Source organism: Pseudomonas sp. JZ114 (assembly GCF_051027705.1).
Lineage (GTDB): Bacteria > Pseudomonadota > Gammaproteobacteria > Pseudomonadales > Pseudomonadaceae > Chryseomonas > Chryseomonas luteola.
Map to the genome: position 1 here is coordinate 20676 of NZ_CP069260.1, position 25851 is coordinate 46526.

Here is a 25851-nt window from a genome sequence, read left to right on the forward strand (position 1 = left end):
CCTGTGAAACCCATCCCTTTCATGACAGCGCTGGCCCTTGCCCTGGTCAGCATGCAGCAGACGCAGGCAGCCGGTATCGATATTCCGGTTATCCCCGCCAACCACGCCGAGGGGGGCGGCCCGGCCATTTCCGTACAGGCGCCGGTGCATCCGTCCTCGGTTCGCAGCACAACCCCCGAGATTCCCTCGGTCAGCCGCAGCGTAATGACCGAAGGCGTACCGCGGCCCATCACGCTGTCGCAGGCGCGTAGCGGCCAGACCCCTACCAATCCCGCCAGCATGGAGCTGAACCATGCCTCGCATATCCGGCTCAAGTCCGGTGAAAACGTGCTGGTGCCCATCGCTCGCTACCAGCTCAACCGGATAGTGACGCCTTTTGGCAAACCCGAGGTCAAGACCACCTCCAGTGCCACGACCGAGATTCTTAACAATATCGTCTACGTGGCCTCCTCGGATGAAGCACCGGTGACCCTGTTTATCAACGACAAGGGCAATCCCGGTGTTGCCCTGTCCATTACGCTGATCCCGCAAACCATCCCGGCGCGTGAGGTCTCCTTCGAGCTGGATGAGCAGGGTCTTTCCGGCATGCGCCTGCCGCAGGCCAGCGAAGAGGCCGAGAAGTGGGAGACCAGCCAGCCCTATGTCGCCACGATCAAGGAGGTCATGCGCGACCTGGCGCTGGGGCAGACGCCTAGTGGCTATTCCATGAAGCCGGTGGGAAACAACACCTATGACCTGCCGCGCTGCGTACAGAATGGACTGGCCTTCGACTTCTCCCGTGGCCAGCAGATGCTGGGGCATAACCTCAAGGTCTTTATCGGGGTAGCCAAGAACACCTCCTCACAGCCGGTCGAGTTCAAGGAAGCGGCCTGTGGCAACTGGGATGTGGCGGCCGTCGCGGCCTATCCACGCAACATCCTGACCCCGCAGGAGCGCACCGAAGTGTTCGTGATCATGCGTAATGCGCCGGATCGCACGCGTACCACGCCACGGCCATCGCTGCTTTCCGGAGGGCAGTAAGTATGAATACGCTCACTACGGTTAAAGCGCGCTGGGATAACGTGAATCCCAGATATCGACGCATAGTTATGGTTGGTGCAGGCGTGCTCGTCATGGGGGTGGTGATATCCATCTTTGCCGGGGAAGGCGAGCGCACTCCCAAGAACACCGTACCGGACAAGCCTGTCACGACTGGCCTTACCGACCAGAACCTCAAGGACATCACCCTCGACTCGCTGGTGGCGCAGCTGCAGAAGTTTGACAAGGACAAGGACGACCTGTCGCGCAAGCTGGACGTGCTCTCGCGCGAAATGGAAGCCAGCAACCGCCCCGGCCTGATTGATGAAAAGATCAAGGCGGCGGTAGGCGGGCTTCAGTCACAGGTGGACGAAATCCGCAGCAGTGGCGTTGGCGGGGCTGCCCCAAACTACTTTGCACAGGCACCGGGGGAATCCTCTGGTCAGGAGTCCAGAAAAAGCACCAGCCGCGAGCGCTATGTGCCTGAACGCAGCAAGGCCGATCCTAATCCTGTCCATGAAGCCTTTAGCCGCAATCCGGCTGTAGCCACCGGACCGGACAGGCAGGGGCCGGAGATTCGCAGCACCGGTCGTGGCGAGCGCCAGCAGAAAGCACCCGAACCCATGCAGATCCGGACCTATCAGGAAAAGGAGGACGACGCGGCCAAGCCCAAGGCAGCCGATGAGGAATCGGTGTATCTGCCACCCGCCTCAATCGTGACCGTGGCGCTGATCAACGGCATGGACGCCCCGACGTCACAGGGCGCACGGCGCGATCCCTTCCCGGCCATGGTGCGGGTGCAGTACGACGCCATCCTGCCCAACCGGTTCAAGGCCGACATCCGGGACTGTCACGCCATTATCAGCGGCTTTGGCGACCTGTCTTCCGAGCGCGCGTACCTTCGCGGCGAGCGGATCTCCTGTGTGCGCAACGATGGCCAGGTGGTAGAGGCTGCGCTGGATGCCTATGCAGTCGGGGAGGATGGCAAGGCCGGTATCCGTGGCCGTCTGGTCTCCAAGCAGGGCGCGATTGTGGCGCGCTCACTGCTGGCCGGTGTGGCGTCTGGTGCGGCCGAAGCCTTTAACGTTAGCCCCATCCCGGTACTGCAAACCGGAAACGTGGGCTCAACCAAGCAGTACCAGCAGAACTACTCCCCCGACATGGCGCAGGGCGCGGCCGCCAGTGGCGCATCCAGTGCGCTTGAGCGTATTGCCCAGTTCTACATCGACATGGCGGAAAACATCTTTCCGGTCATCGAGGTGGATGCGGGCCGCCAGATCGAGCTGGTGCTGAGCAAAGGGGCGGAACTCAAGTTCTCGCAGGTCAAGAAGCGTAACCCACGTGAGCGTCGCTAGTACCGTTTATCGGGAAAGGCCCTAAAACAGCCAAAATTCCTAAAGAAATTTCACTTAAGTGCCCGCGCGGGTAGGCACTACGAGGATGGGTACCGAAATGATCAAGTTAGCATTCGTTCCAGTTGCGGTGATGACAGCGTTCCTGAGCGGTTGCTCATGGATGCAGGTAGGCGAGAACGACTACAGCTGTCCGGGTATGCCGGGCGATGCGTTGTGCAAGTCGAGTCGCGATATCTACAGCGCGACCGACGATGGAAATGTGCCCTTGCCCATGGACCCGTCAGGGGAGGGCAAGGAAGGCAAACATGAGGGGCACGCAGAAAGCCGGGAGCAAAAACTCTCCGGCCGCAGCGAGAACCCGCAGGACGTGGTGAGCACCTTTGTCTCGCCACGGCTTCCGGATCAGCCGGTCCCGGTACGAACCCCCGCACAGGTCATGCGGGTCTGGCTCGCACCCTGGGAGGACGACACCGGTGATCTGGTGGTGAGTGGATATATCTACACGGAGATTCAGCCGCGTAGATGGGTTATTGGCGAAGAGGCGCCGACAGCCGCCCCGAGGCTCAAGGCACTCATGCCAGTAAGCAGTGGGAGCAACACCAGCAGTACCAACAGTACCAGCAGTCACGGTACCGAACAAAAACCGGGGATCTCGAACGAAACTAAACGTACGGAGCGATTGCAATGACCAAGAACTTCCAGCTGGTCGATGTAGTAAGCGCATTGAAAGCCAAGGCCACTCAGGTACGCAGCAAAGTAACAGGGCGAGCACTGACCACCGCAGCGGTCATGGGTGCGATGGGCGCGATGATGGTTATACCGGAAGCGGCCATGGCCGGTACGGGCGGTGCCGAGTTTGAGGATGTGTGGCAAACGCTGGTGGACTGGACGCAGGGAACGCTGGGCCGGATCATTGCCATCGGTATCATCCTGGTCGGTGCGTGCGTTGGCGTTGTTCGCCAGTCGCTGATGACCTTTGCCGTGGGCCTTGCCATGGGCATGGGACTGTACAACGCGCCTACGGTCGTGGAATCGATCATGGGCTCCACCCTCTCGCACATCGCGGCCATGCCGGCCACCATGCAGTTCATCTCCAACGGACTGAGCCTGTTCTAACCCTCCCTTTAACGCCCTCTCCTTTAAGCGGTAGCCCTGGAGCTACCGCTTTTTGTTTGTGGCTCTTTTTGACCACTTACACTTGCATCCCTGAAAACCCGTGAGACGTTGGTAGTACACCCCTTGTCAACCGAGGACACGTCCATGCAAACCACTACTGCGTTACACCTTTCTGATCAGATCTGGCTGGCCCAGTACCACTTGAACCTTCAGACCTGGAGCGCCTTCTTTCTGGGGCGTCTTCGTGGGCTGGATTCGATACGGCTGCGGGTACTGGCGGGGCAGGTGCCAGTCTTTGTGGCGGGCCGCTATATTGATGCGTTCGACCTGTATCACACCATCGAAAAGCGAGCCGGTACCTCTCATATTGCGGAGCAGTGGGAGTACGAGGTGGCCTGTGAGGTGCATCGGGTTGCTGAAGGAATGTCGGCCTCGGATGCCGAAGTACTCCTGTATGCAGCAGGGCTCAATGGCGTCTCGCTCGATGAGCTTGAGTACGCATCCCTGAAAGCAATTGCAGAGGCGCGGGAAGCTTTGGAGGGTGCCCTGGAAGACATTCCTTTTATTTGACCTCAGAGAGGTCCGATTGGGAGGTTTAAGGTGATAACTCAAGCCAACGGGAAAGGGTATTTCGAACTCTTGCTGGCAGCCGCAATAGCCTGTGCACAGCACAGGCTAGTCTTTTCGATTCATCCTTGCCCAGCGGCTGGGAGCGATGCTGAAAAAGCATGCAGTGCAGCGGCGTATAGCGCTGTCAGCGCGCTTGAGAGGCTGGCAAGGCATTGCCGAAAGACGGGGCAAGATGCTCGGCATTCGCCTCTCTTTGATGCCTTTGGTGATCTGGCCTATATCTACGAGACAACCTTTGAGCATGGCCGGGCTGTGCACTGTAGATACTTGAGTTTCGAGACTGTTCGTACAGCCCTCGATCGTGGCAACACGCTCCTTTGCGCGGAAGGAGAGATCAGGGTTTCCAGACCTCGGGAAATCACAGACGAATATGGCATGCCACGCTGGGGCTATTTAACGGAAGTACGTAGCAAAGAGGGCAAGGTATGGAAATTTGAGGAAGCTGATCCGGCAAGCCTCGCTCAGGCGATTTATGCACTATTGGCATCCTCCCCGCCCTAAAGCTCACCGCTTGTACAGCACTTAGGAGCCATTTCCAGCGCACACAAAAAACCCGCCGAAGCGGGTTTTTGCTGACCGTGCTCAATGTCCGTATAGAGCTGCCATCCTGGCCTGGTCATCATCCTTGACCTGACTGAGCGCGTCCTGCGCTCCATCCAATGCGCATAGATTAGTGATCTGCCGCTGCTGGAGAAAGAGCGGCTTTTCCTGTCGTCGTGTAAGCCTTTTGCTATAGCACCGCTTACATTACTTCCATAGAGCCTTTGGCCAACTGCCCGTAACTTCCAGGCACTCACTATTTAGTTGAATCTTCAAGATATTCACTGCCCCGATTTTGACCAGTAGTGCTTCGCGGGCGGCCGCAAGCTTCTTTAAACTGGCCAGATCTGACTTTGTTTCTTCTGTGCTTTGGTAGAGAGCAAAATTAATCGTATCTATGCCTGGGATTGAGTTAGCTACTTTTGCGGCAAAGGTGCGTAAGCAATACTCGCCCATACCCTTCCCAATAAAGGGTTCGTGAAGAGCGAAGTGATTAACTTTTAAAGTATTCCCTTTGTGTTCAGTTCGCTCCAAAGTACAGATATGGTCATGGCCAATATATCCGTAGTATTCACCATGATTTACGCTTGGATCATAGGGACTATTCCTATGGATTCGGAAATGCAGGCCCTCTTCTGGCTTTTCCACTTTTTTCAACCAGCTGAACATAGTCTCCTAACCTCATCCATTAAGTAGCCAAGATCATATCTATAAGGTTAAATAATTGTTTGAGGAACGCGCCAATGCTTATTGTCCGTCTGCAAAGTGGTGTGACCTATACACTGGAAAAATCGGTTGGCAATGCTGGCAAGCATGGCATATGGGAGTTTCACCGAAGTGCCAACTCCTACATGCGTCCGCCGGATTACACGCCGTTTCGACATGCCGCTATCCTTCCGAGCGAGCCGACTGACGGCCAGTCGGTCAGCCTGTCGATCTGCAGACCCGGTATGCCCGAGGAGCAGTGGATCGAGGTAGGTGAGGGGACAGCAACCTACGACTCGGATCGCTGATCCAGCTGCCAGAAAAGGCAGAATTGACACTCACAGCAGTTCTTGCCTGAAAATTTTTAACTTTTTTACCCCTATCCTGCTACTCCCTACCCGCGCGGGTAGGGAGTACGCCGATGGGTTGCCTCCTCTTGGGCTTACGCTTGTAGACCTCTCAGATAACGTTCCGAGGTCTGCATGTCTCGTCCAAATCTTAAGCTTGCGCTCGCGCTGGTGGCGGGCCTCGGCTTAGCCGAATCGGCCCTGGCTGCCAAGCCTATCACTCCCCAAACCATCGAACAGGCCGCAAAGACCATTACCGGGCAGGCCAGCCTTCCGGTTGATGGCATGAAGGTGCTTCAGTCCGAGGGCAAGCTCTACTTCATCAGTGGCAATGGGCGGTACGTTTTCAGGGGTGAGGTGTTTGACACCTGGCTACAAAGCCATATCGACACCATTGCTCAGGCGCAGGAATCCTCCTCGCGCATCCTGCTCTCGAAGATGGGCGTCAAGGTTGATGACCTGCTTTCCATACGCATGGGCCATGGCGCAAAGGAAGTGGTGTTCTTTACCGATCCCCAGTGCTCCTACTGCCATGCGCTGGCCAATGAAGCCAACCAGTACACAAGCGAGTTCACCTTTGTGTTTGTGCCGGTCCCTGCGCTGGGCGATGAGTCCAATCGCCTGATCAAGCGCCTGGCCTGCGCAAGGGATGAGCGCCAGCAGCTCGATGCCCTCCTGAACGGCACGATCGAGCAACTCGAAACGCTCAACAAGTGCCCCGAAGAGAAATACGCCAAGTCCTTGGTAACCGCCAACCTGCTCGGTGTGGACGGTATTCCGTACCTCATCAGCGATGACGGTCGGGTTTCGCGTGGGCGCCCGAAAAACTTCGAAGCATGGCTTAGTGGCAAGGGGGATCAGTAATGGAGTTTATCAGCTGTAGAGAAGAGCATGCCGAGGGCATTATCCCGCGCGAGGTCAGGGCCTCCCAGCTCTCACCAGTGATCGCCTATGACGAGGAAAAGGAATACTTCTTCAATAACGACGGCACCATTGGGGTTGGCTTTATGTGCCGGCCGCTGCCGGGTGTAGATGAGCGCCAGCAGGCGTCCATTAACAACATGCTCAACCAGCCCTTTCCCAACGACACCATCATCTCATTCATGATGTTCCTGTCACCGGAGGTGCAGGCCCCGCTCAACAGCATGAAGCGCCTCCGGGACAAGTTCACCCATCCCCTGCATTCGGAAATCATCAACAGCCGCGTCGAGTTTTTCCGCCAGCATACCCGTGAGCCGCTTATCGCACGCGGCAACAAGGGCGTCTTTAACAACGGCGTTATCCATGACCAGAAGCTGGTCATCACGCTAAAGATCCCGATCAGGGAACGTCTGCCCAGTACAAAGGAGCTGGAAGAGCTGTTTACCGCAGGCGAGAAGCTTGAGTCATCGCTAAATACCATCGGCTTCGGGCCTCGCAAGATGAACGCCGACCAACTCAAGCGCATCCTGAACACCCTGCTCAACTGGGGTGAGCGTTCCGGCTGGCGGTTGGGTGAGGATAGCTGGGATGAGACCTCGCCTATCAACGAGCAGGTCTTTGATTACGAGACCGATGTCGAGGTCAAGAAAACCCATCTACGCCTGGGTGACACCTATGCCAAGGTCCTGTCGGCCAAGCGACTGCCGAACTATTTCTTTTTTGGCGATGCTATCGGCTACGTAGGGGATCTGAGCGGGCAGGGGCAGTCGATCAAGGAAAACTACGCCATCTGCTGCAACGTGTATTACCCCAACGCGCAAAAGCAGAAGAAGAGTCTGGATCGCAAGCGCACCCTGACGGTGAATCAGGCCTTTGGGCCGCTGCTCAAGATCGTGCCGGTACTGGGAGAGAAAAAGGAGAGTTTCGACACGCTGGAAAGATCCATGTCGGCGGGTAATCGCGGACTCAGGATGAACTACTGCGCCGTGATCTTTGCCCCCACGCTCAAGCGCGTCGAGTCTGCGGCCGCCGCCATGCAGGACATATGGGCGGAAAGCAAATTCATCATGAAGCAGGACAAGTACATCCAGCTGCCCATGCTGATCAATTCCCTGCCTTTCGGTGCTGATCACAAGGCGGTTATTGAGCTGAACCGCTACAAGACGCTGACCTCCGAGCACGCCACTGTTCTCCTGCCGCTCTTTGGGGAGTGGAAGGGCACCGGCACCCCTCATGTGGGTCTGGTCTCGCGCAACGGCCAGTTCATGTCGCTGTCGCTTCACGACTCGGAAACCAACAAGAACGGAGTCATTGCGGCGGAATCCGGGTCAGGCAAGTCGTTTTTTGCCAACGAACTGCTGACCGCCTACATGAGCGAGGGCGCGCAGGTCTGGGTGATCGATGCGGGCAAGTCCTACGAAAAGCTCTGCGAGACGCTGGAGGGCTCCTACGTCCAGTTTGGCGAATCCTCGACGATATGCCTGAACCCCTTCGATATCGTGGTGGACTATTTCGATGATGAGGATGCCCTGGTCGCTCAGGTCATGGCCATGGCTTCGCCCAAGGGCAACCTTGAGGAATTTCAGATCGCTGAGACGCGCCGGCTGATGGCAGGCATCTGGAGGCAGAAGGGCAATGCGATGCTGGTGGACGACATTGCCGAGGCCTGCCTTGCTCATCATGATCAGCGGGTAAAGGATGTGGGTAGCCAGCTGTATGTGTTTACCAAGGACGGCAGTTACGGCAAGTACTTCCACGGCAAGAACAACATGCGCTTTACCAACCAGTTCACGGTGCTTGAACTGGATGAATTGCAGGGTCGTACACACCTGCGCCAGATCGTTCTGCTCCAGCTGATCTACCAGATCCAGCAGTCGGTGTATCACGGTGATCGTAACGTCAAGAAAATCGTATTCATCGACGAGGCCTGGGACCTGCTCAAGGAGGGTGATATTTCCAAATTTATGGAGCATGCCTACCGCAAGTTCCGTAAGTATCAGGGCTCGATGCTGATCGCTACGCAGTCCGTCAATGACCTGTACGAGAACCCTGTCGGGCGGGCTATCGCCGAGAACAGTGCGTTCATGTTCCTGCTGGGACAGACCAACGAAACAATCGAGTCGATCAAGCGCTCAGGTCGACTGACGCTTTCCGATGGTGGCTTTAGTCTGCTCAAGACCGTGCACACCGTCACGGGGGTGTATTCCGAGATCTTTATCCGCAGCAAGGCCGGAATTGGGGTAGGTCGGCTATTCGTTGGCCCGTTCCAGAAACTGCTGTACTCCACCGATCCCAATGACGTCGGCCAGATCGATCGTTATCGGGCCATGGGACTGGGTGTATCTGATGCCATTTATGCCGTGTTGCGGGACCGGGGCGAGCTGGACACGCGGGCAGACGATGAGGTGATTGAACAGGCCCAATCCCATGAGCGCAAGCTTCGCAAGAGTCGCTCGGCCAGCTCCAAGAGTGACCCCTCACCGCGACTGGTTCCCCTGTCGCTTCCAGAGGAGCCAGCGGTATCCGCTGAATCTCCAGCCCAACCCGAGAATCCTGAGTCCACGCCAGCCACCGCCACCGCTGAAGAGGAGGTCACTCCATGAGCCAGTCAATAGCACACCCGATTGCAGACATCCCGGCTACAACTGCGTCCAGAGAGCAACCTTCTACGGCTCCAGAAAGTACCGGTGCGTCGGCCAAACCCTCAACCCATGTACCGATTGAGCAAAGCTCGGTGACCACCTTGCAGATGCTCATGCTGGTGTTTGTGCTCGGCCTGTTCATTATCTGCGGCATTCTTTTCAAGCGGATCGTGGCGCTGGAGACGACACAACAGTCCTTTGTAGTTGTGGATTTCACGGCGCTGGCGGAGCGCTACAGGACAGAAGGGGCTACTCCTCAGCAGGTAGCCCAGATGCTGGCCAACACTAACCGACGCATTCTGGAACTTAGACAGCAAGGCGTAGCGGTACTTGATTCCCGCGCCGTGCTGACCGCGCCTGAGCATCTGTATCTGCCCACTGAACAACTGGCTGCCAGCAGTACGGCAACGAGTGGTTCTGCAGCCGGTGTACCGGCTCTTAATCCCCTGTCAGCCCCTGCGAGGACTCAACCATGAGTTACCGAAACGACGCTGCCATGCGTGAGCAGCTAGCCCAGATCATTCTGGCCAACTGCAAGATTACCTTCAGGCTCAAGAGTGAGACAGATAACAGCCCTGTACAGGATGTACGGGATCGTGCGGTCCTTGGGCAGTCCTCCACTGACATATCGGGAGAGGACCGTCATGAGAAGGTTTGATCGTATCGTTAACAAGAAGGAGTCCTGGGGCCGCTTTACCGTCAAGATGGCCCTGACTACGGCGCTGATCGTGGGCAGCGGGGCCATGTTCTTTTCCCGCTTTACTTTTGCCTATGACCCGCAACAGGTCATCAGCATCAAGGGCTACAGCTTTTACCTGATCGATCGCGGCGACAAGAGCATGGAGAAGGGCAAGCTCTACGCCTTTCACCCCAAGGTCATTCCGGGCATCTACACCCCTGAGCATCGACTGGTGAAGTACCTGCGTGGCGTGCCGTCGGATCAGGTCGAGATCAACCTCAAGGAGCAGGTCAAGGTCAACGGCGAGATCGTGGCCGTGGGCCTGGTGCATGCCGACAAGCTCGGGCGCTCGCGCTCGTCCTTTATCGGCAAGGGCACGCTGGGTCCCAACGCCTACTGGTTCATGGGGGATGCCCCGCTTTCCTTTGACTCCCGCTACTGGGGCACCGTGACCAAGGAGCAGATCATTGGACGCTCATATCCTCTTTTCTAGAGCCATGCTGGCTCTTTCACTGGTACTGGGGGCGGCGCAGGCCGCCTCTGGTGCTGACCTTCCGGATCTTGCAAACATGCCACCGGAAATCGAGCAGGGCCGCGATCTTCGCACCTTCCTGACGCCCCGGCAGGACACCGAGAAGAGCGCAGTGGTAGGCAGTACCCATCTGGGCAGCACGGCGCTGACTGCTGAGGATCAGGCCATTGTGGAGCAGGGAGAGGCCATCAAGCAGGATGCTGGGGCATCAATCGATTTGAAGTCCATGGCCAATCCCAGCATGGACAGGGCCATGGGCGAGGCCACCGAGCTGGTGCGTTCAATGGAGGAAGCCGATCCCACGCTACGGGCGGCCAGGATGGAAGCGCGCAAGAACGAGACCTATGCCCATCACTCCATGCTCCTGTTTGTCTCGCTCTCCCTTGGCAAGGCTGCGCTGAAGGAAATCTTCACGATCGCTTCCGAGCGTCAGGATGTGGTGCTGGTGTTTCGTGGCGTACCGGAAGGCATGAAGCTCGACGAGGGGATGAAGCACTACCAGCATCTCATTGCTGAATACGACCCGCTGCCCAACCTCGTGATCGATCCCACGCTGTATCGGGACTATAAGGTCAGTGAGGTGCCCACCCTGATCACCATGGAAAAGGGTAATGACACTCAGTTCACCGACAAGCATGAGCTGGCGCGGGTAGAAGGCTTGAGTTCACCGGAATGGCTGGAAAAGCAGGTCGCCGAGGGGCAGACCGGCGATCAGGGCCGCCGTGGTCCGGTCATGGAGATTGCCGAGCAGGATCTGATCCAGATGATGCAGGAGCGCGTGGCCTCGGTGGACTGGGAAGCCAAAAAGCAGGCTGCCGTCGGACGGTTCTGGCAAAAGCAGCAGTTCAACTACATTCCGCCTGCCTCACACTCGCGTACCCGCACCATCGATCCCAGCGTGACCGTGCTGCAGGATCTGACTGGCGCTGACGGCAAGGTCCTGATGAAAGCCGGTACGGTACTCAACCCGCTGGATCAGGTGCCCTTTACGCAGGCGCTGGTGATCTTTGATCCATCGGTACCGGGCCAGATGAAGATTCTTGACCGTGTTCTTCCTGAACTGGCCAAACAGCCAAACATCCGGCAGCTGACCTATCTGGCTACCCAGATGGACAAGGAGCAGGGCTGGAAAGGGTATACAGACCTCTCCAACCGTTTCGAAGCGCCCGTGTACCTGGTGACCAAGGAAATCATCGAGCGCTTCGAGATCGAGCATACCCCCAGCATCGTGACCAGTGACGGCAAGGTGTTTGTGGTGAAAGAGCTGACAGCCAAGGATGGGAGTGCGCTATGAACAGGTATATCTCTCATCTTTTATCCATGCTCGCATTCTGGCTTTGTATCGGGCTTTCCTCATCTACCAGTGCAGCGGTGGGCTGCTACAGCGGTGATGTGATTGGCCCCAAGCTGATTACCGATATCTGCTGGGACTGCTTGTTTCCGCTACGTGTGGCGGGTGTCTCCATCTCGGGCGAAACCAGTGGCGTACCCGAGGGCGCCAGCAAGAAGTCGGCCTGCATGTGCTGGGACACCAACAACGTGCCGCGTCCGGGTATCAGCTCGGGTATGTGGGAGCCGGCACGTCTGGTGGAATTCCAGCGGGTACCGGGCTGCTCATCGGTACTTAACGGTGTGCGCTTTCCCTTTGACCGCACCTTTCAGGGCACGCATGGCTATGGCAGTGGCGGCAAGCAGGACGGCATGTTCATGCACTACCACTACTACGCCTTTCCGCTGCTGGTGATTCTGGATCTCTTTACCTCGGGCTGGTGCCAGAACGACGGCTACATGGACCTGGACGTGATGTACATGTCCGAGCTGGACCCGACCTGGAACAACGCAGAGCTGGCCTTTTTCGCCAATCCCGAAGCGGCTGCGGTAGCCAATCCGGTTGCGGCTACTGCCTGTAGCGCTGATGCCGTGGCGTCTGCTACCGGCAACCCCATTGAAAGCATGTTCTGGTGTGCGGGCAGCTGGGGCACGTTGTACCCGCTGGTCGGCAGCGTGCCGGGCAATCGGGGCGTGATCAAGGGCAGCTCCCTCCTGAGCGCGCGCGTGCTGGCGGCGCTGCATCGTCGTGGGCTGGCCCACGGGACCATGGGTGATGGCGCCATGTGTGGCGGTGAGATCACACCAACGCTTCCCAAGAGCCAGTACAAGCTATCCATCCTGCATCCACTGCCCGAAACCAAGAAGGGCCACAAGATCGGCGAGTCCACGCTGATCTGGGGACAGGCCAGAACCATTCCAGCTGAGGGACAGGACCCGATCTACACGATCTGGCGCTGGAAAGACTGCTGCATGACTCAATAGGGGAGTGGTAGACAATGAACAGAACAGGGCTCCTCTATCGAACGACGGCGCTGGCCATGACCGGCCTGATGCTGTGGATGCCAATTGACCAGAAGCATGCGCAGGCGGCGGACATGAGCGCCATTGGCCATGAGGCGCAGCAGTTTGGGCGGGACATCACACCCAACCCTTCTGACCTGGCTACCTACAGCGAGGATGGCACGCTGACGCTGCCGGGCGCCAACACCTCCCTTAACGTCAACGAGCTGTTTCCGGGCGGTACGGGTGATGAGGTCAACAAGTACTTTCCCCATGCTGCGGACCCTACGGATCTTCAGCAGCTGTACAACGACGGCGATGCAATGAACTCGGCAGGCTCTGAGGCGCTGAGTACCCTTAGAAATGAACAGGACAGCGGTGAGGTGTCCTTGCAGGGACAGGCCTTTGAAGTGGTTCAGGGCGCACGGGCGGTGGGCAAGATGGATCTCACCAACGATCCCATGATGAAGCAGACCAACCAGCTGTATACGGCCACCGACAGCGCGGATGGACTGTTTCCTGATTGTGATGACGGCACTGACCCGACCGCCAGCACCAACAAGTTTCAGCAGTGCACCCGGCCAAACATGCCCAACGGCCAGTGCGAGGCGGACCATGACTATACCGTAGGCGTAATCGAGCACCATGCAGGCCCTGCCAACCTCAACTCCTGTGGTGCAGGCTGCATGCAGCTGTGGATCGGCGAGGTGGGTGACAACTACTGGTCAGGCAACTGCTCGATCAAGGAGCAGTACACTGAAGTCACGGTGATCAATCCTGAAGCAGTGATCAGTGCCCAGCTGGAGTACGCCAAGTGGGACGACTACATGCAGGTCTGGGTAGGACCCGCCGGTAACGAAAAACTCATCTGGCAGGGCCCCAACAATAACTTCCCACCCGAGACGGCTGGTGCCTGTGAGCTGAACAAGAGCTGGACCGCCAACCCCCTGGTTGATGTCACCAGCCTGTTCAAGAACGTCAAGGCGGGCGCCACGGTGCGCTTCAAGATCCGCGTCTCGGTTACAGGGGAAGGGGAAGGCTATGGGCGTATTCGGCTTAACTATGACTCGACCAAGGCGGTAAAGGACAATGGCTGGGACCCAGCCGACTGCCTGGCGCGTACCAAGGAGGCAACCAAGTACTACAGCGACGTCTCCTACAGCTGCACGGAGATGCCTGCGCTGGATGGCGCGGGATGTATGACCCAGAACGGCGTCAGGGTGTGCGAGAGTGATTTCCCGAGCACCGGGCTTTCAGGTATCTCGCCTATGTGCCGCAGCATGACCGCCACGATTGATGCCAGTAAATCCATCGACGGCTACGAGGACACCTGTACCCCGCTGGCTGATAATCCCCAGTGCGGGCTGGTGAAGTCGGTGTGCAGTGAGGCCACCGAGACGGGCGAGTGTATTCGCTTCACCGAGACCTATGACTGTGGGGCGGCTACATCCAGTATCGCCTGCAAGCTCAAGGTGGATCTGGCCGAGGCGTTTCCGGGGTGCGTGGATAATCCCGAGGCCTGCCAGCGCTCGGTGAGCTGCATGGGGGCAGAGTGTATCGGCATCACGCGAGAGGTCAGTCAGGACTTCGACAAGGCGGCGTCACTGCTTCAGGCCGCACAGTTCATGGGTGAGGATCTGGCCTGTGCCGAGGCCGATGCCACGACAAACGTTGAGTGCGAGATCTTCAAGGCCGAGCCGGGTGAGTGCAAGAAAGCCATCGGCGGATCGGTGGACTGCTGCGAGCAGCCAACTAACGTCTCGGTAGGCGACTACCTGACACTGGTCCTGGCTGCGCCCAAGATCGATTCAGCGATCATGAGCATTGACAGTGGAAGTGCATTGGGCACCATCCAGAGCAGCTACGCCACCTTGCGTAACCCCGTGGTCAATACCTTCCAGCCCATCACCAAGCCGTTCACATCTTTCTACGACGGCATTATTGGCCTAAAGAATAAAGCCATTGATACGGTGAAAACTGAGCTGAAAGAGCAGTTGACCAACTTATTTCAAAAAGCGATGGGTACAGCTGTCGAACAAGGAGGTACAAGCGGTGCAGGTGCTGCAGCAAGCGCTGCAACCGAGGAATATTTAGATTTTAAAAAACAGGCCGGTGCAGTCGTTGAAGGCGTATCTAGCTCGATAGGCTTTTTAATGACGATGTACACTTATTATGTTGTAGCGATGATTATTATTGAGATGATCTGGGAATGCGAGCAGGAGGAATTCGAGCTCAATGCGCAGCGTGAGCTGGGCAACTGCCACAAGGTCGGCAAGTACTGCAAGACCAAGGTAGCGGGACTCTGTATCGAGGAGCGCGAGTCGTATTGCTGCTTCAATTCACCGTTGTCCCGCATCATTCAGGAACAGGCCAGACCTCAACTGGGCAAGAATTGGGGCAAAGCCAAGGAGCCGGAGTGTGGTGGGCTTACAATCGACGAGATTGGCCAGCTTAACTGGGACACCATTGACCTTACTGAGTGGGTCAATCTCCTGAACCTGCACAACCTCTATCCAACTACCGAAAACGTCACGCTGGAAACGCTCACAGGGCAGGGCAGTCTCCTGAACACCGATCAGCTGCGTGAAAACAGCGTGGACCGTACTGTCCGGGCTACAAATGAGGTAGACCTCAAGGGCGCGGCCAAGCGAGCAACGGATGCGATGGCCGCACCAGGAGGGCTGCAGAATTAAACGGAACAAGTAGCTGTAAAAAGGGGACCTATTAGGTCCCCTTTTTATTTGTACCCGTTAAATCCCTTTTGATTCCTTGAACCTCTGGATGGCAGCGCACAGGGCCTGGGCTCTGGCTAGTGCATCCTGGTACATGCCTGTATCCCTTGAGATCGGCTTGTTGAGGTTCAGGTAGAGATACAGGGCAGGGCGGTAGGCGGTGACCAATTTAACCGCCACCATGAACAGCGTCCTGCTCTGAAGCTCCTCCCACGGAAACAGCTGCCTGTCTTCCTCGGTCAGCGTCTCGATGACTTCGACCGAGATGATCTGATCAGGCGCGAGGGACTTGCGGCCAAACACGCACTTCCGGTGATTGGCCGCGACAAAGACCGGAAAGCCATGCTCGGTGTAGCACTGGCCAACGGTAAAGTTGATCAACCGTCTGGCCTTTGTGCCAAGGTGTGCAATCAGGTTCTTTTGCAGCTCTGGATCATAAGGGTCCACCGATACGGTTTGCGGCTCGATCTTGAGTAGCGCCGGCCCTCTGACTCGCAGTCTGGCCAACGCCTCGATCGCTTCCTGAAGCTCATCCTTTTCTTCTGACTTCGCTGTCATGGCCTGAGCCTCAGTCAAGCGTCAGGCACAACGAAGTAATGCACTTCCCCTTTATGGAAGATCATGGGTGGTGAAACCTTAGGTACTGGTGCGGCGTAGACATATGCCCAGTCTGGGAGATGCTTGCTTACGTTAAGAAGAAATTTTGCTTTGTCGAAAGCTTCGTCATGAATACTACTATTAACAAAGACTTTGTCTTGGGCTTTGAAGTAATAGGCATCTGTCGATGAACCCAAAAATTTAGGAGCCTTTCTTACGCTTGGCTTCGTTATGGAGGCGGTGAAAATACAGTCGCGGTTTGGGTAGGCATCCTCAATGCATCCTGGCCCTCGCCCAGTAACATAAAAACTTTCACCAATAAAATCATCGTATTTTATATCGGAGGCTTTCACGCCCATCTCTTTGAATGCAGCCTGATAGGACTTCGCTACGATATTTGCAAAATCTTTACCTGCTGTTTTGCTATCGCTACTACTTATGGGAGCAAAAGCGATTACCGCATCTTTTTGCTCCGGTGCCGCAGGGCTAAACAACCACGCAGCCAAACCTACTCCAAGCGCAGCACCACCGCCCATGTTGAAGCCATGGGAGGAGGCCAGCACGCTAGTATTGAGGCCGGCGTCGGTAACAGAACTCAACGCTGCGTCGTACTGGGCCTTGGGTACCTTCTGATCCTCGAGGCGCAGTCCACCTGCTGTTGCTACCTGCCTGGCATAACTGCCGGTGGGCTCTGAAGATGTACTGGCGCATCCGGTCATGATGGCCGCGGTCAGCAGTACAGATGCAATCTTTAATGTGTTCATGGCTGTTCTCCCCCGTTCCCTTGAAACTACCAGTAGATGTCCTGTGAGCAAGTCTGGCGCAAAAAAAGAGCGACCTAAGCCGCTCAATATAGACACTGTTCATTGATCTCGCCTAAACCGGCACCGGCTCTGTCAGATCGTCCTCAGAATCAGACTTGCCCCTGGGCTTTCGTTTATCGCTCGGCTCGGGCTGATCCTCAACTTGAGGTAGCGCATCGGCGTCCTCGATGCTGTCCTGAGGGTTCATCGCTTCGTTAAGCGAGGCAGCGACATCATTTTCGTCAACTCGGGTTGGTGCTGTCTGGTCGACCTCTTCCTGCTTGCCCCTGCGATGCGCTGCAATGCGAGCCTGTTTCTCAATGCTGATGATGCGGCTGGAGAGGCGCGAGATACTGTTGCGCCAGTCATGCAGGGCTTTGGAGCGCTGACGGGACTCCAGATAACCATTCATCCACAGGTCGTCGATCATCTTGACCATGTGGTCAAACTTGAGCAGCACCTTGGCATACTGCATAGCCAGAGGACTGGTTATGTCGACGTTATAGGTGGCTGGATTCGAGTAAGCGGAGTTCTCGTCCAGATCGTGTTCCTTGTTTACCTCTGTAATCTGGGCAATCTGCTTATCGATCTGGTCTTCGGTGTTCCTGATGAGCTTGCCAATACTTTCGCGCGCCTTGTCGACCGACTTCTCTTCTCCAATGATCTGCAGGATCACTTCAATAGAGAACATCGAATAGGCTGTACGGCTAAAGGTGCGTTCGCAGACCTTTTGCGCCTGATCTGACGCCAGCGGGAAGGTCTTGCGCATTACGGGCCGTGAATAGCTGCTTGGAGTAACCGAAGACCGGGTTAGATTTATGGCTTTGCCGGGCTTTTTGGGATCGTCTGGTGGAGGTAATGTCATGTCGTTCATGGGGGAGCCCCGTTAGTGGTGAATGCAGGGTTGACCGTACTACATTCTTCACACCACCCACGGGCGTACTCCCTACCCGCGCGGGTAGGCAGTAGCCGGATTGGAGCATTTTTTTTGCAGGCATTTTTCTTGACAGATGTCTATTGAACGTCTACCTGCTGGCAAATCAGTGCAATAGACGCTTGTCGTGCAAGGCCTGCCATAGCGCCTGGATGATGACCATCGACGCATCGTCAGGGTGCCCTCCCGCTGGACAGGCAGCCTTGAGCAGCTTCTCGTTTCCCTTCCAGAGGCCAAATTCGTTGCGGATGGCCATGCCCAACCCATAGTGGCAATGGATCAGCTCTTCTTCTGGCAGTTCGCGAACGGTGGCCTTGGATTCTTCACTGAGCATGGTCAGCAGCTGTTTGACCGCAGCCTCAACAGTGGTAGGCCAGCGGCCTGGAACCGAAATAGCGGGATCTTGCATAGGGAAGTCCTCGTGAAGCGGTGAACCTGTAGTTTCACTACTACCGTACCCCACGAACCTCTGGATGCAAGTCCGCTTGATCGCACCTTGCCACGCTTGCATCGGCGAGATTCTGAAGTATTTTCAATAGAGCCATCCCAATCCGGAGCGCAAAGTATGAGAACCGTAGGAGAGTCTGAAAAATATCTGGCCGAGCTACGCGAACAAGAAGCAAAACACCATGCTGAATTCCTCGAGCAGTGCGAGAGCTTCTGCATTAAGCTGGAAGGAAATTGCACTGGTCATCGGGTCGCTTACCGGCACAGCCGTGCTGACGCTCACTGTCCTGCACATCCTCGACTGTACTTGCTAGCGCTTTGCTAACTTTGTCTGTTTTGGTGCCCGCGCGGGTATCAACCACCGCTGTTCAACGCTGAAAAATACGCTACTCTTGCTTTCACGTGGCAGCTACCACGTTAAGCCTCAGCATCTTTAAAGCTGTACCACGTGAGCCTTGCGCTCAACGTTATCGCTTCACCAGCCCGCGCTTTTTCTCACGCGTATGGGTTTGCCTTTCCCTCTTGAAACCGATCCGCCAAGTACCCTGGGTCCGAGTTGTCGCTCCGTGCCTTTGGTTGATCGGTTTCTCTCCCTTGTGGAGTGAAAAGAGGCTGCATACCTCCTAACGATGCAAAATTAGCAACATCCTTTAGCTGTTCTTTTAATAACCCCTCGGGGCGTCACTGCCCCGTCCGGGGAAAAGTGCGCTCTGAGATTATGGAGCGACACTCGCATGAAAAAGGTTAAATACAAGGCACTTGCCGAAGATCTTCGCAAGGTTGGCACGACGGCAGTGGCTGCTGGTCTGATTAGTGTATTCGTTAGCCCCTCGACTGGCCTGTCCATGTGCGCTACCTTGATAGGTACGGGCCTATGGTTTATAGGCATAGCCATGACGGTCGAGGACTAACTTATGAGCCAGACTGCTGCCGGATTATTAATTTACACGTTTGTGTTTATCACCATGGGCGGGACCGGTCTGTACGCCCTGTGGTGCCAGAAACGTTCCGAGTCAGAAGCCCGCAAGGCGCTTCACGAACGGCATTCTTGATGCTTCAAACAAAAAGCCCCTTCTAGGGGCTTTTTTTTGCCTTCTACTGATTGAGGCTCGACTCATGAAAAGCATTTCCGAGATGCAGGAAGAGCTGGAAAGAGAGCTCAGAAAGGAAGAGTCCGAGAGCAATGCCCGCTACGAAAAGGCTTCCCGGATCACCTGGCAAGACATCGCTGCTGCGGTTGGCTCGGTTGGAACTACATCCGTACTGGCTATTGTAGCGCTGTACTTCCTGGGTTAATACGCAGTACCCAAAACCGCCCTCTGGGCGGTTTTTTTATGCCTGTTTTTTGTCGTACCCACACTCAGCGGTTGTCTGTTCTCGACTGTATCGAACTGGAGTACCTCCACGTTTAAAAAGCCGCTCTACCTTGAAAATGGCGAAAATATTTTCGTTTTTTTTGCATTTGTGCCCGCGCGGGTAGGCAGTACGACTATGGCTTGCAAAAAAGTGCGCTATGTTTAACCCATCACTCGCTCTGCGAACTGATAGTGGCTGCTACCACTTTAAGCCTTAGCAATATTCCCAATCTGGGGGACCACTCCCAGACACTGGTGAGTACCCCCTTCACTGAAGGAACTCACCATGTTTGCACTACTTGAACTCTCATTGTTCGCGGCCGTTATTATTGTGCTTTGTGGTGTTGGGTTTGCCATTGCTTACTTGCTTATCAAGTACTGCGTATGGCTGACCCAGACACTTGAACAAGGTATCGTCCTCGGAGTGGGACGGCTGGGTAAGCTCAGTCGTAAACTGGCATGTGTTATTGGTAAAAGAAGCTGGGCTTTGATCCAGCATCTGCTTACTCGTAAGGTGAAGGCTCCTGCGGCGCCAGCTCCGGCTGATGTTGTGGAAGCGGTCGCAACCCCCTGCTTCTCTGAAGAGAGTATGGTTTGGGACCATTACGAGAAGCCTACCTACTTGCGCCGGGGTCTCTTGATCTCTGTGTAATGTCTCCTCCCGTATCGCTCTGATCTGTTCATCCCCCTGGGGTGACGGATCAGACGATACCCCTCCAAGCCCCCAGCGGCTTTTCTGCATCATCTGCATCTCGTGAACCTGATCGCCCAAGCGTACTGGCCTCCAGTGCCTTTGCGTGATCCGGTTTTTTACTCCTCGTGAGTAAAGAAGAGGCTGCATACCTCCCAACGATGCAAGATTCGAAATCTCTTTTAGCACCACCCTTTAGCGTTTCCCTTCAACCCCTCGGGGCGTCACCTGACTCCCCAAGGAGCTGGTGTGCCCATTTTCTGGAGTCTCACCATGCAAGCAACAAATAACGGTCTGGTTAAGTTTCCGCTGGCGTCCACGTTCAATGTCGCAGTTCCTGATACGGCAGTGATCATGGGCTTTGCGGATACCACCAATCCTTTTATCCCCGAGATCAACTCGTCCTATGTGTTCCGCAAGGAATTTGTAATCGAGTTTCGGGCATTTCTGCACCAACCTGATGGCGATGCCTACTACGTCACCGGGCCTACGGGCTCCGGCAAGACCAGTGGCATTACAGAGGTACTCGGTCGGCTTAACTGGCCGGTACAGCAGGTAACAGCTCACGGTCGTATGGAGCTGTCAGATCTGGTCGGGCATCACGCTCTTGTGAGCGCGACACCTGGCGCAGCACCCACCATGCAGTTCATGCACGGGCCTCTGGCTCTGGCCATGAAGCATGGGCATGTGCTCCTGATCAATGAAATCGACATGATGGATCCTGCGGAGTTAGCCGGTCTCAATGACATTCTGGAAGGTCGCCCTCTGGTGATCGCTCAGAACGCCGGCGAGATCATCAAGCCTCATCCGATGTTCAGGGTGGTGGTGACCGGTAACTCTGTTGGACAAGGTGATGCCTCGGGTCTGCATCAGGGCATCTGCATACAAAACATCGCGTCAATGGATCGTTATCGTGTTGCTGTCGTGGATTATGACGAAGCCGTGGATGCCCTCATTCTTGAGACTGCCTTTCCAAAGCTTCCGGCCATCCTGCGTAACGGCATGATCAAGGTAGCCCAGCATGTTCGCCAGTTGTTCAAGGGCGAAAACGGTCAGGGCGGCAGTATCAGCGTCACGATGTCCACCCGGACATTGAAGCGCTGGGCCACGCTTACCTGCATGTTCAAGGGACATCCCACTGCTTTGAAGTACGGTCTTGAAATGGCGCTCCTGCGTCGTGCCAAGCCCGAGGAAGCAACGGCGATAAACCAGATAGCATCAGATGTCTTTGGCAGCGAATGGGCCTAAGGAGGATACCCCTGTGGTGAATGCAACCTCCGAACGCTCATGCAATGTCAACTGGATGCTTGGAACGTCCGTCCCACAACATGACGTACCCGTTGTCGCACAGCTCTTCTGCGACTCGTTTATGGACTCCCTGGAGTTACTGGGTATCGCAAGGCCCCATGAGTCTCATCTGCTGTACCGGGCTGATCTTGAAAAGGCCTGCATTACACGGGCAATACCCGGTAGCTCTGAGGCTGGAGACAACAACTTCTGCCCTGAGAGCTTGAATGGTTCAGGTGAAATCTATCTGGAGGATGGCGTCTATCGTCCGCTTCTACTCCTGCTGAAAGCAGTGCGGGATGTAAAGCAGGCAGGCTATCTGCTGGAGGTTTTGCTTAGTGCTACCGCTGACTTTGAAGTGATCGAGGCAAGCTACACGGCCCTGACTCAGTTCATAGATCAGAACTGTCCTGATCCTGCTGTGCTGGATGGATTCGTTGCCGATGCCATGACCCTGGGTCTGGATAAGTCGGTATGGGCCGCTCAGCTCGAAAGTGTGGCTGGAGAGGATTTCTACTTATAACCGTCGCTGGCAACAGCGATTCCCAACAGGGGTACTTACCCCTTTGGGGAGTACTCCCTTCTTTGGAATGTGAGGAAGAGTACTGATGAACCAGATTACTGAAATCTCTCGTGTGGGTAACGAAGCGTCTCTGGTTAACGTTGATATCTGTTGGTGGTTCCGGCATGCGCAAGCACCGGAAAGCTTTCCTCGGATGCGCGATGTACTGGTCGATTCGTTTCAGACCTCTCACAGACTGCTGGGTATTGCTCAATCCGATCTGCCGTACATGTTGTATGACGGTGATTGGTTTGAAGACACCATTTTGCTGGCACCGCGCGGTTATAACCATAACAGCGCAACAGGAACCTGGACCTGGAGTAACTGGAGCAGCATTCGTATCGAGACGCTGGCGGGCCACGGAGAAATAGGCGTTACCGTGGGTAGCTATCGTCCCCTGCTGATGTTGATCAGGGCTGCAAGGGATCTAGAGAAAGCAGGGCTTGAGGTTGAGCTCGTGCTTGAATCAGACGATTCGGAGCAGCTTGAGACAGATGTGGGCTATCTGGGTGAGTACTTCAACCAGCGGCCTGACCGTGTATTGCATGCTGATTTTGTCAGAGATGCGATGAGGCTTGGCCTCAAATAGCGTGACTTAACCATCGCCGTTACTGGCGATTCCCAACAGGGGTGCTTGCCCCTTTGGGTAGGTACTCCCTTCTTTGATATGTAAGGAAGAGTACTTATGAGTAATGTTGAAGGCAGTAGCAAAGCGGCAAACGAATTATCACTTGAGCTCCGCGATATCGAATGGTGGTTCCGGCATGCACTATCCCCGGATTGCCTCCCTCAGATAAGCAGTACTCTGGTTGATTCGTTTAATGAGTCGCACAGGCTATTGGACATTCCACATCCTACTGTCCCCTATGCGTTGTACGAAGGGGAGTGGTTTGAAGAATGTATTTTGCTGGCACCTCGCGGCTATGACCATAACCTGGCTACAGGTGACTGGAGTTGGGGCGGTATCTACACAGATACCTTGACCGGTAACGGCGATATAGGCATCACCGTGTCCAGTTACCGTCCTCTGCTGATGCTGATCAAGGCTGTAGGTGATCTTGAGAAAGCGGGTGTTTCTGTAAATCTGATCCTTGAAGCCAAGGATACAGAACGGAAGCTGGAGACGGACGTACGCTATCTCAGCGAATGCTTAAGCCAGCTTTTCTCTGATGTATTACATGCAGGCTTCGTCAGAGATGCGATGAGACTGGGTCTTACACCATGACGGTATTTCGATATCTGTTCTGGTTAGCGTTTGTTTAATAGCGTGACTTAACCATCGCCGTTACTGGCGATTCCCGGCAGGGGTACTCCCTTGTCAGGGGCAGTGCCTCTGTCTTTTTTGTATGGAGAGCACTGAAATGGCAACACAAACAGTTCAAAACGTTGAAACCCTGTCCGAAGCCAAAGGCAAGCGATTGCTTACCCGAGTAGCTGAGCGATATGGCGTAGATGAAACGAAACTGATGACTACCTTGAAAGCGACAGCCTTCAAGCAGCGGAACGGTTCAGGTCCAACCGACGTGCAGATGATGGCACTGATGATTGTGGCTGAGCAGTACCAGCTTAACCCCTTCACCAAGGAGATCTATGCCTTTCCGGACCGTAACAACGGGATTGTTCCGGTTGTGGGTGTAGATGGCTGGTCGCGGATCGTGAACTCACACCCTGAGTATCAGGGCATGACGTTCAACTACTCCGCGTCCATGGTGAGACCTGATGGTGCGAAAGTGGATGCCCATGAATGGATCGAGTGCGTGATGTATCGCCGGGACAAGGAACATCCCACGATTGTTCGTGAGTATCTGGATGAGGTCTATCGCAACATCGACGGGCCCTGGCGTACGCACCCCAAGCGGATGCATCGTCACAAGGCCATGATCCAGTGTGCACGGCTTGCGTTTGGGTTTGTCGGGATCTTTGATCAGGACGAGGCCGAACGTATCAGCGAAGTCGACATCAGCAACAAGGTCAGTCGAGTCGTTGATGGAGAAGCCAGGGCAACAGCCGAACCGGCTCTGTCTACTGGACAGTGCTTGAATATCGGGATTGTTGTTGATCGCCTGATTGAGCGCGCCAAGCCGGTAAATGCCTGGCAGAGCGCTTATGAGTGGCTAGGGAAGCGTTTCTCAGGGGCTGAGCGTGAATACGCCATCAACCGCCTGCGTGAAGCTGAACTATGCAGTGCAACCGAAGCCATACCCGAGGCCGACCCCGTGTCTGTTGAGGATGTGACCTCAGGTGTACAGACCACGGAGCCAGAAGAATACGTGGAGGGTGAATCCGACATGGATCAGACGGCTCATGAAACGTCAGAGCAGGACTCGGAATTTGCCGGGCTCTTCGCTGACATCAAGGACTCACTGGAAGACGCCGAAGGCGCCTATATCCCGTGATCCTTGAGTAAGTAAACCCACCCATTGGGGGAGTATTCCCCTATGGGGTGCTCCCCCCTTTTTTTCGCATCACTTAAAAGAGGTAGAGCACATGGGCTACAACATCATCAATCTGTCGCAAGGCTCTGATGAATGGCTTAACTGGCGTAAGAGCGGTATTACCGCAACCGACGCCTGCATTCTTCTGGGACGCAGCCCCTACAAGACCCGCTGGCGTTTGTGGGCCGAGAAGGTTGGGTACTGTGAAGAAGTGGACCTTTCCGGTAATCCTCTGGTGCGCTATGGCATCAAACACGAGGACGATGCCCGAAAGGCCTTTGAGGACCATACCGGGGACATGCTGTTGCCGGTATGTGTCGAGTCGGACAGGAACGCGCTGTTACGGGCGTCCCTGGACGGTCTGAATAACGCCGGTGAACCGGTCGAGCTCAAGTGTCCTTCCGACACGACGTGGGAGGAGGTCTGCCGGCTCGGTACCGAATCGGAGGCGTACCAGCTCTACTACTGTCAGGTGCAGCACCAGATGCTGTGTACAGGGTCCCGCCGCGGTTGGCTGGTCTTCTGGCACGGCAATGATCCGCTGCAGATCTTTGAGATCCCCCTTGACCGTGACCTGCTCGCGCAGCTCATGACCGAGGCTCAAGGCTTCTGGCAGGACGTAAGCCTGCGTAACGAACCGCCCAAGGATCCGGAGAAGGACTTCTATCTGCCGTTAGGTGAGGAAGCCTCCCGCTGGATCTACGAGTCGGAGCACTACAGGCTGTTTGAGGCACGTATTGCCGGCTTGAAGGAGCAGATAAAAAACCTTGAAGCCCAGCAGGACAAGCACTTGAAGCAGCTGACCGAGATGATGAGTGACTTCATGAAGGCCGACTATGCCGGTGTTCAGATCACCCGCTTCAAGGTACAGGGCCAGATCGACTACAAGAAGGCGATCGATGCCAATCCCCGTGTACAACAGATGGTGGATTTCGAGAAGTACCGGAAAAAGACCTCGGATCGCGTTCGAGTCACGGTTCGTGAGGAGCTGGCGCCCAAGAATGTTGTGGAAGCGTCGGTATTGGCCCCTCTTGAACACGCCTCGGCTGAGCCGGAGTCCTTTTACCTGAACTGATGCAGTAGGCGAGCTTTGCTCGCCTTTCCAGAGCGTCTGGTCCTGATGAGCTGCGGTGTGGTGCTCAGCAAGGAACGGACGCTGCGGAAAGTACGGTTTCACTCCCCTGTGGAGCGAA

29 protein-coding genes are annotated in these 25851 nt (G+C 55.7%); 24 read left to right on the forward strand and 5 right to left on the reverse strand.

The features are described from left to right. The first annotated feature begins 3 nt into the window (after nucleotides 1-3). From JQR90_RS24010 to JQR90_RS24035, 6 genes are all read left to right on the forward strand, one after another. Entirely contained in the window at nucleotides 4-1020 is a 1017-nt protein-coding gene (locus JQR90_RS24010) for a TraK domain-containing protein (protein ID WP_219652891.1), read from the forward strand. 2 nt (nucleotides 1021-1022) lie between these two features. Then, on the forward strand, nucleotides 1023-2372 hold the full coding sequence (locus JQR90_RS24015) for a TrbI/VirB10 family protein (RefSeq protein ID WP_434141239.1): 1350 nt from the start codon (nucleotides 1023-1025) through the stop codon (nucleotides 2370-2372). 97 nt (nucleotides 2373-2469) lie between these two features. After that, the gene (gene traV / locus JQR90_RS24020; protein WP_434141237.1) at nucleotides 2470-3060 is read left to right on the forward strand and encodes a type IV conjugative transfer system lipoprotein TraV; all 591 of its coding nucleotides are present in this window, start codon (nucleotides 2470-2472) and stop codon (nucleotides 3058-3060) included. 101 nt (nucleotides 3061-3161) lie between these two features. Further along, nucleotides 3162-3488, forward strand: a complete 327-nt coding sequence (traA, locus tag JQR90_RS24025) for a TraA family conjugative transfer protein (protein ID WP_434141434.1) — start codon at nucleotides 3162-3164, stop codon at nucleotides 3486-3488. Nucleotides 3489-3632: 144 nt separating this feature from the next. Next, a complete protein-coding gene (locus tag JQR90_RS24030) occupies nucleotides 3633-4058 on the forward strand; it encodes a hypothetical protein (RefSeq protein WP_434141235.1) in 426 nt (141 codons plus the stop codon). Nucleotides 4059-4088: 30 nt separating this feature from the next. Beyond that, the gene (locus JQR90_RS24035) at nucleotides 4089-4619 is read left to right on the forward strand and encodes a hypothetical protein (RefSeq protein ID WP_434141233.1); all 531 of its coding nucleotides are present in this window, start codon (nucleotides 4089-4091) and stop codon (nucleotides 4617-4619) included. A 246-nt stretch (nucleotides 4620-4865) separates the two neighbouring features. Here the strand turns inward: JQR90_RS24035 and JQR90_RS24040 are convergent, their stop codons facing one another. Further along, nucleotides 4866-5327, reverse strand: a complete 462-nt coding sequence (locus JQR90_RS24040; protein WP_125890177.1) for a hypothetical protein — start codon at nucleotides 5325-5327, stop codon at nucleotides 4866-4868. Nucleotides 5328-5401: 74 nt separating this feature from the next. On the opposite strand from JQR90_RS24040, the gene JQR90_RS24045 reads away from it, so the two are divergent. The 9 genes from JQR90_RS24045 to traN all read left to right on the forward strand — a co-directional run bounded on the left by JQR90_RS24045 (nucleotide 5402) and on the right by traN (nucleotide 15508). Beyond that, nucleotides 5402-5671 (forward strand): hypothetical protein, encoded by a 270-nt coding sequence (locus tag JQR90_RS24045; protein WP_125890178.1) that lies wholly within the window; start codon nucleotides 5402-5404, stop codon nucleotides 5669-5671. Nucleotides 5672-5845: 174 nt separating this feature from the next. Next, a complete protein-coding gene (locus JQR90_RS24050; RefSeq protein WP_434141231.1) occupies nucleotides 5846-6574 on the forward strand; it encodes a thioredoxin fold domain-containing protein in 729 nt (242 codons plus the stop codon). Beyond that, nucleotides 6574-9234: a type IV secretion system protein TraC gene (gene traC, locus JQR90_RS24055; RefSeq protein WP_434141229.1), complete on the forward strand. Its 2661-nt coding sequence runs from the start codon at nucleotides 6574-6576 to the stop codon at nucleotides 9232-9234. The genes JQR90_RS24050 and traC overlap by 1 nt, the downstream gene beginning before the upstream one ends. Further along, nucleotides 9231-9749 carry a hypothetical protein gene (locus JQR90_RS24060; RefSeq protein ID WP_434141227.1) on the forward strand — a complete coding sequence of 173 codons (519 nt, stop codon included), beginning with the start codon at nucleotides 9231-9233 and terminating at the stop codon, nucleotides 9747-9749. The genes traC and JQR90_RS24060 overlap by 4 nt, the downstream gene beginning before the upstream one ends. Beyond that, complete coding sequence (locus tag JQR90_RS24065) at nucleotides 9746-9931, forward strand: hypothetical protein (protein WP_434141225.1); 186 nt, start codon at nucleotides 9746-9748, stop codon at nucleotides 9929-9931. The genes JQR90_RS24060 and JQR90_RS24065 overlap by 4 nt, the downstream gene beginning before the upstream one ends. After that, the gene (locus tag JQR90_RS24070; RefSeq protein WP_010799372.1) at nucleotides 9918-10445 is read left to right on the forward strand and encodes a S26 family signal peptidase; all 528 of its coding nucleotides are present in this window, start codon (nucleotides 9918-9920) and stop codon (nucleotides 10443-10445) included. The genes JQR90_RS24065 and JQR90_RS24070 overlap by 14 nt, the downstream gene beginning before the upstream one ends. Continuing rightward, nucleotides 10420-11778 carry a TrbC family F-type conjugative pilus assembly protein gene (locus JQR90_RS24075; protein ID WP_434141223.1) on the forward strand — a complete coding sequence of 453 codons (1359 nt, stop codon included), beginning with the start codon at nucleotides 10420-10422 and terminating at the stop codon, nucleotides 11776-11778. Before JQR90_RS24070 ends, JQR90_RS24075 begins: the two co-directional genes overlap by 26 nt. Then, a complete protein-coding gene (locus tag JQR90_RS24080; protein ID WP_434141221.1) occupies nucleotides 11775-12797 on the forward strand; it encodes a TraU family protein in 1023 nt (340 codons plus the stop codon). Before JQR90_RS24075 ends, JQR90_RS24080 begins: the two co-directional genes overlap by 4 nt. 14 nt (nucleotides 12798-12811) lie before the next feature. Beyond that, nucleotides 12812-15508 carry a conjugal transfer mating pair stabilization protein TraN gene (traN, locus tag JQR90_RS24085; RefSeq protein ID WP_434141219.1) on the forward strand — a complete coding sequence of 899 codons (2697 nt, stop codon included), beginning with the start codon at nucleotides 12812-12814 and terminating at the stop codon, nucleotides 15506-15508. A gap of 57 nt (nucleotides 15509-15565) precedes the next feature. Here the strand turns inward: traN and JQR90_RS24090 are convergent, their stop codons facing one another. The 4 genes from JQR90_RS24090 to JQR90_RS24105 all read right to left on the reverse strand — a co-directional run bounded on the left by JQR90_RS24090 (nucleotide 15566) and on the right by JQR90_RS24105 (nucleotide 18290). Next, nucleotides 15566-16105 carry a hypothetical protein gene (locus tag JQR90_RS24090; RefSeq protein WP_434141217.1) on the reverse strand — a complete coding sequence of 180 codons (540 nt, stop codon included), beginning with the start codon at nucleotides 16103-16105 and terminating at the stop codon, nucleotides 15566-15568. Nucleotides 16106-16119: 14 nt separating this feature from the next. Next, on the reverse strand, nucleotides 16120-16908 hold the full coding sequence (locus JQR90_RS24095) for a hypothetical protein (RefSeq protein WP_434141215.1): 789 nt from the start codon (nucleotides 16906-16908) through the stop codon (nucleotides 16120-16122). 112 nt (nucleotides 16909-17020) lie between these two features. After that, nucleotides 17021-17716, reverse strand: coding sequence for a hypothetical protein (locus JQR90_RS24100; protein ID WP_404628998.1), 696 nt, complete (start codon nucleotides 17714-17716; stop codon nucleotides 17021-17023). 271 nt (nucleotides 17717-17987) lie between these two features. Then, nucleotides 17988-18290, reverse strand: coding sequence for a DUF6794 domain-containing protein (locus tag JQR90_RS24105; RefSeq protein WP_434141213.1), 303 nt, complete (start codon nucleotides 18288-18290; stop codon nucleotides 17988-17990). A gap of 772 nt (nucleotides 18291-19062) precedes the next feature. Between JQR90_RS24105 and JQR90_RS24110 the strand changes: the two genes are divergently transcribed. The 9 genes from JQR90_RS24110 (at nucleotide 19063) to JQR90_RS24150 (ending at nucleotide 25733) form a co-directional block, all read left to right on the forward strand. Beyond that, nucleotides 19063-19239, forward strand: a complete 177-nt coding sequence (locus JQR90_RS24110) for a hypothetical protein (protein ID WP_162997726.1) — start codon at nucleotides 19063-19065, stop codon at nucleotides 19237-19239. 205 nt (nucleotides 19240-19444) lie between these two features. Continuing rightward, nucleotides 19445-19624, forward strand: a complete 180-nt coding sequence (locus tag JQR90_RS24115; protein WP_122044518.1) for a hypothetical protein — start codon at nucleotides 19445-19447, stop codon at nucleotides 19622-19624. A 345-nt stretch (nucleotides 19625-19969) separates the two neighbouring features. After that, a complete protein-coding gene (locus JQR90_RS24120) occupies nucleotides 19970-20335 on the forward strand; it encodes a hypothetical protein (RefSeq protein ID WP_125890241.1) in 366 nt (121 codons plus the stop codon). Nucleotides 20336-20647: 312 nt separating this feature from the next. After that, the gene (locus JQR90_RS24125) at nucleotides 20648-21622 is read left to right on the forward strand and encodes an AAA family ATPase (protein ID WP_434141210.1); all 975 of its coding nucleotides are present in this window, start codon (nucleotides 20648-20650) and stop codon (nucleotides 21620-21622) included. A 16-nt stretch (nucleotides 21623-21638) separates the two neighbouring features. Further along, nucleotides 21639-22184 (forward strand): hypothetical protein, encoded by a 546-nt coding sequence (locus tag JQR90_RS24130; protein ID WP_434141208.1) that lies wholly within the window; start codon nucleotides 21639-21641, stop codon nucleotides 22182-22184. An 85-nt stretch (nucleotides 22185-22269) separates the two neighbouring features. Continuing rightward, nucleotides 22270-22812 carry a hypothetical protein gene (locus JQR90_RS24135; protein WP_434141206.1) on the forward strand — a complete coding sequence of 181 codons (543 nt, stop codon included), beginning with the start codon at nucleotides 22270-22272 and terminating at the stop codon, nucleotides 22810-22812. Between the two features lie 96 nt (nucleotides 22813-22908). Then, nucleotides 22909-23448 (forward strand): hypothetical protein, encoded by a 540-nt coding sequence (locus JQR90_RS24140; protein ID WP_434141204.1) that lies wholly within the window; start codon nucleotides 22909-22911, stop codon nucleotides 23446-23448. A 136-nt stretch (nucleotides 23449-23584) separates the two neighbouring features. Continuing rightward, entirely contained in the window at nucleotides 23585-24619 is a 1035-nt protein-coding gene (gene bet / locus JQR90_RS24145; protein WP_434141202.1) for a phage recombination protein Bet, read from the forward strand. A 91-nt stretch (nucleotides 24620-24710) separates the two neighbouring features. Next, nucleotides 24711-25733 (forward strand): YqaJ viral recombinase family protein, encoded by a 1023-nt coding sequence (locus JQR90_RS24150; RefSeq protein WP_434141200.1) that lies wholly within the window; start codon nucleotides 24711-24713, stop codon nucleotides 25731-25733. The last annotated feature ends 118 nt before the right edge of the window (nucleotides 25734-25851 follow it).

Excerpts from the sequence above, each read along its gene's own strand:
- bet (WP_434141202.1), top strand. The coding sequence starts at position 23,585 with ATGGCAACACAAACAGTTCAAAACGTTGAAACCCTGTCCGAAGCCAAA.
- traC (WP_434141229.1), top strand. The coding sequence starts at position 6,574 with ATGGAGTTTATCAGCTGTAGAGAAGAGCATGCCGAGGGCATTATCCCG.
- JQR90_RS24050 (WP_434141231.1), top strand. The coding sequence starts at position 5,846 with ATGTCTCGTCCAAATCTTAAGCTTGCGCTCGCGCTGGTGGCGGGCCTC.
- JQR90_RS24070 (WP_010799372.1), top strand. The coding sequence starts at position 9,918 with ATGAGAAGGTTTGATCGTATCGTTAACAAGAAGGAGTCCTGGGGCCGC.
- JQR90_RS24110 (WP_162997726.1), top strand. The coding sequence starts at position 19,063 with ATGAAAAAGGTTAAATACAAGGCACTTGCCGAAGATCTTCGCAAGGTT.
- JQR90_RS24105 (WP_434141213.1), bottom strand. The coding sequence starts at position 18,290 with ATGCAAGATCCCGCTATTTCGGTTCCAGGCCGCTGGCCTACCACTGTT.
- JQR90_RS24080 (WP_434141221.1), top strand. The coding sequence starts at position 11,775 with ATGAACAGGTATATCTCTCATCTTTTATCCATGCTCGCATTCTGGCTT.
- traA (WP_434141434.1), top strand. The coding sequence starts at position 3,162 with ATGGGTGCGATGGGCGCGATGATGGTTATACCGGAAGCGGCCATGGCC.
- JQR90_RS24090 (WP_434141217.1), bottom strand. The coding sequence starts at position 16,105 with ATGACAGCGAAGTCAGAAGAAAAGGATGAGCTTCAGGAAGCGATCGAG.
- JQR90_RS24115 (WP_122044518.1), top strand. The coding sequence starts at position 19,445 with ATGAAAAGCATTTCCGAGATGCAGGAAGAGCTGGAAAGAGAGCTCAGA.
- JQR90_RS24100 (WP_404628998.1), bottom strand. The coding sequence starts at position 17,716 with ATGCGCAAGACCTTCCCGCTGGCGTCAGATCAGGCGCAAAAGGTCTGC.
- JQR90_RS24135 (WP_434141206.1), top strand. The coding sequence starts at position 22,270 with ATGAACCAGATTACTGAAATCTCTCGTGTGGGTAACGAAGCGTCTCTG.
- traN (WP_434141219.1), top strand. The coding sequence starts at position 12,812 with ATGAACAGAACAGGGCTCCTCTATCGAACGACGGCGCTGGCCATGACC.
- JQR90_RS24045 (WP_125890178.1), top strand. The coding sequence starts at position 5,402 with ATGCTTATTGTCCGTCTGCAAAGTGGTGTGACCTATACACTGGAAAAA.
- JQR90_RS24125 (WP_434141210.1), top strand. The coding sequence starts at position 20,648 with ATGCAAGCAACAAATAACGGTCTGGTTAAGTTTCCGCTGGCGTCCACG.
- JQR90_RS24065 (WP_434141225.1), top strand. The coding sequence starts at position 9,746 with ATGAGTTACCGAAACGACGCTGCCATGCGTGAGCAGCTAGCCCAGATC.
- JQR90_RS24095 (WP_434141215.1), bottom strand. The coding sequence starts at position 16,908 with ATGAACACATTAAAGATTGCATCTGTACTGCTGACCGCGGCCATCATG.
- JQR90_RS24060 (WP_434141227.1), top strand. The coding sequence starts at position 9,231 with ATGAGCCAGTCAATAGCACACCCGATTGCAGACATCCCGGCTACAACT.
- JQR90_RS24140 (WP_434141204.1), top strand. The coding sequence starts at position 22,909 with ATGAGTAATGTTGAAGGCAGTAGCAAAGCGGCAAACGAATTATCACTT.
- JQR90_RS24015 (WP_434141239.1), top strand. The coding sequence starts at position 1,023 with ATGAATACGCTCACTACGGTTAAAGCGCGCTGGGATAACGTGAATCCC.
- JQR90_RS24150 (WP_434141200.1), top strand. The coding sequence starts at position 24,711 with ATGGGCTACAACATCATCAATCTGTCGCAAGGCTCTGATGAATGGCTT.
- JQR90_RS24120 (WP_125890241.1), top strand. The coding sequence starts at position 19,970 with ATGTTTGCACTACTTGAACTCTCATTGTTCGCGGCCGTTATTATTGTG.
- JQR90_RS24040 (WP_125890177.1), bottom strand. The coding sequence starts at position 5,327 with ATGTTCAGCTGGTTGAAAAAAGTGGAAAAGCCAGAAGAGGGCCTGCAT.
- JQR90_RS24030 (WP_434141235.1), top strand. The coding sequence starts at position 3,633 with ATGCAAACCACTACTGCGTTACACCTTTCTGATCAGATCTGGCTGGCC.
- traV (WP_434141237.1), top strand. The coding sequence starts at position 2,470 with ATGATCAAGTTAGCATTCGTTCCAGTTGCGGTGATGACAGCGTTCCTG.